General features: G+C 69.2%; 3 protein-coding genes. All 3 read left to right on the top strand.

Annotated elements, in window-relative coordinates; all coding sequences use genetic code 11:
- Window positions 1-929, top strand: a 929-nt coding sequence (locus tag AOK16_RS06330) for an ABC transporter ATP-binding protein (RefSeq protein ID WP_055471234.1), incomplete at its 5' end; no start/stop codon positions are given.
- Window positions 926-1,858, top strand: coding sequence for an ABC transporter permease (locus AOK16_RS06325; RefSeq protein WP_055471233.1), 933 nt, complete (start codon window positions 926-928; stop codon window positions 1,856-1,858). The genes AOK16_RS06330 and AOK16_RS06325, both read left to right, overlap by 4 nt.
- Window positions 1,858-2,682 carry an ABC transporter permease gene (locus AOK16_RS06320; RefSeq protein ID WP_055471232.1) on the top strand — a complete coding sequence of 275 codons (825 nt, stop codon included), beginning with the start codon at window positions 1,858-1,860 and terminating at the stop codon, window positions 2,680-2,682. The genes AOK16_RS06325 and AOK16_RS06320 overlap by 1 nt, the downstream gene beginning before the upstream one ends.
- Window positions 2,683-2,790: the final 108 nt, after the last annotated feature.

Raw genomic sequence — 2,790 nt, 5'->3', positions numbered from 1 at the left:
TCCAGAACTACGCGCTCTTCCCGCACCTGGACGTCTACGAGAACGTGGCCTTCGGACTGCGCAGGCGCGGCATCAGATCGGTGAAGAAGCAGGTCGAGGAGATGCTGGAGCTGGTCCAGCTCGGCGGCATGGCCCGCCGCAAGCCGCACCAGCTCTCCGGCGGCCAGCAGCAGCGCGTGGCCGTCGCCCGCGCCCTCATCAACCACCCCCAAGTGCTGCTCCTGGACGAGCCGCTGGGCGCCCTGGACCTCAAGCTGCGCCGACAGATGCAGCTCGAACTCAAGCGCATCCAGACCGAGGTGGGCATCACCTTCGTGCACGTCACCCACGACCAGGAGGAGGCCATGACCATGGCCGACACGGTCGCGGTGATGAACGGGGGCCGCGTCGAGCAACTCGGCGCCCCCGCCGACCTGTACGAGAACCCGGCCACCACCTTCGTCGCCAACTTCCTCGGCACCTCCAACCTCATCGAGGCCGAGATCGCCGAGGTGGCCGGCGGCGAACTCCTCCTCAGGGCCGGGGACGCGAAGCTGCGCCTGCCCGCCGAACGATGCCGGACCGCCCCGCGCACCGGCGGGCGGATCCTCGCGGGAATCCGCCCCGAGAAGGTCTCCCTGGTGCACGCCGATGACGCCGCCGCGGTCGCCGACGGGCGGAACCGGATCACCGGCCGCATCATGGACGCGAGCTTCATCGGCGTCTCCACGCAGTACGTGGTCGACAGCCCGGCCGCCGGACAGCTGGCCGTCTACGAACAGAACATCGAGCGCGACCCCCGGCTCGCCCCCGGCGCCGAAGTCGTCCTGCACTGGAACCCGGCCCACACCTTCGGCCTCGACGCCGCCCAGGCCATCGACGCTGGCACCGAGCGGGTGTCGGACACGGAGCGGGTGTCGGGCACGGAGCCCGCGGAGGAGGTCGCATGAGCACCACCCAGGCGGCCGAGGCCCCGCCCGCACCACCAGCACCCACCCCCGTACGCGGCAAGGCCTCCCGCAGGCGCCTCGTCCCGTACTGGCTGCTGCTGCCCGGCATCCTCTGGCTGCTGGTCTTCTTCGTCGCGCCGATGGTCTACCAGGCCTCGACCTCCGTACAGACCGGCTCCCTGGAGACCGGCTACCGCGTCACCTGGCACTTCGCGACCTACGCCGACGCCCTTGGCGCCTACTACCCGCAGTTCCTCAAGTCCGTGCTCTACTCCGGCATCGCGACCTTGCTGTGCCTATTGGTCGGCTACCCGCTCGCGTACACCATCGCCTTCCGCGCGGGGCGCTGGCGCAACCTGGTCCTGATCCTGGTCATCGCGCCGTTCTTCACCAGCTTCCTGATCCGCACACTCGCCTGGAAGACGATCCTCGCCGACGGCGGCCCGGTCGTCGGGGCGCTCAGCGCGCTCCACGTCCTGGACGTCACCTCCTGGCTCGGGGTGACGGACGGGCAGCGGGTGCTGGCCACCCCGCTGGCCGTGATCTGCGGACTCACCTACAACTTCCTGCCGTTCATGATCCTGCCCCTCTACACCTCCCTGGAGCGGATCGACGGCCGGCTCCACGAGGCGGCCGGCGACCTCTACGCGCGCCCCTTCACCGCCTTCCGGAAGGTCACCTTCCCGCTCTCCATGCCGGGCGTCGTCGCCGGCACCCTGCTCACCTTCATCCCGGCCACCGGCGACTACATCAACGCCGAACTGCTGGGCTCCACCGACGAGAAGATGGTCGGCAACGTGATCCAGTCGCAGTTCCTGCGCGTCCTCGACTACCCCACCGCCGCCGCGCTCTCCTTCATCCTCATGGCCGCCATCCTCGCGATGGTCACCGTCTACATCCGCAAGTCCGGGACGGAGGACCTCGTCTGATGAAACGTCATCCGGTGGGCCGCCGCCCGCTTCGCTGGCTCCGCCGCAACCTGGTCGTCATCGCGGGTGCGCTCACCCTCGCCTACCTGATCGTGCCCAACGCCGTCGTCCTGGTCTTCTCCTTCAACAAGCCCAACGGCCGCTTCAACTACACCTGGCAGCGCTTCTCCACCGACGCCTGGACCGACCCGTGCGGCGTCGCCGACCTGTGCGGATCCCTCGCCCTGAGCCTCCAGATCGCGCTGTGGGCAACCCTCGGCGCCACCGCCATCGGCACCATGATCGCCTTCGCGCTCGCCCGCTACCGCTTCCACGCCCGGGGCGCCGTCAACACCCTGATCTTCCTGCCCATGGCCATGCCCGAGGTCGTCATGGCCGCCTCGCTGGGGACCCTCTTCCTCAACATGCGCATCGAGTTCGGCTTCTGGACGATCCTCATCGCCCACATCATGTTCTGCCTCAGCTTCGTCGTGACCGCCGTCAAGGCCCGCGTACTGAGCATGGACCCCCGGCTCGAACAGGCCGCCCAGGACCTCTACGCCACCCCGGTGCAGACCTTCCTGCGGGTCACCCTCCCGCTGGCCGCGCCCGGCATCGCCGCGGGAGCGCTGCTCGCCTTCGCGCTCTCCTTCGACGACTTCATCATCACCAACTTCAACGCGGGCTCCACCGTCACCTTCCCGATGTTCGTGTGGGGCTCGGCGCAGCGCGGCACACCCGTGCAGATCAACGTCATCGGTACGGCGATGTTCGCCATCGCCGTCCTGTGCGTCCTCGCCGGGCAACTGCTCGGCAGCAGCCGCAGAAGGAGCAGAAGGAGCTGAGAATCATGGCCGGAAGCGCCATGAACGCCACCACCCACCGGGCCGGCCGCGCCCTCGCCGACGCGAACCCCGCCCCGTACTGGCTGGACGACCCGGACAAGCCCGCCC

It is taken from the genome of Streptomyces pathocidini, from assembly GCF_001418495.1.
In the GTDB taxonomy this organism is placed as follows: Bacteria; Actinomycetota; Actinomycetes; order Streptomycetales; family Streptomycetaceae; genus Streptomyces; species Streptomyces pathocidini.
This window is presented reverse-complemented; position numbering and strand designations above follow the sequence as displayed.

Bases quoted from the DNA above. Each gene is read 5' to 3' on its own strand.
- AOK16_RS06325 (WP_055471233.1), top strand. From the start codon at position 926: ATGAGCACCACCCAGGCGGCCGAGGCCCCGCCCGCACCACCAGCACCC.
- AOK16_RS06320 (WP_055471232.1), top strand. From the start codon at position 1,858: ATGAAACGTCATCCGGTGGGCCGCCGCCCGCTTCGCTGGCTCCGCCGC.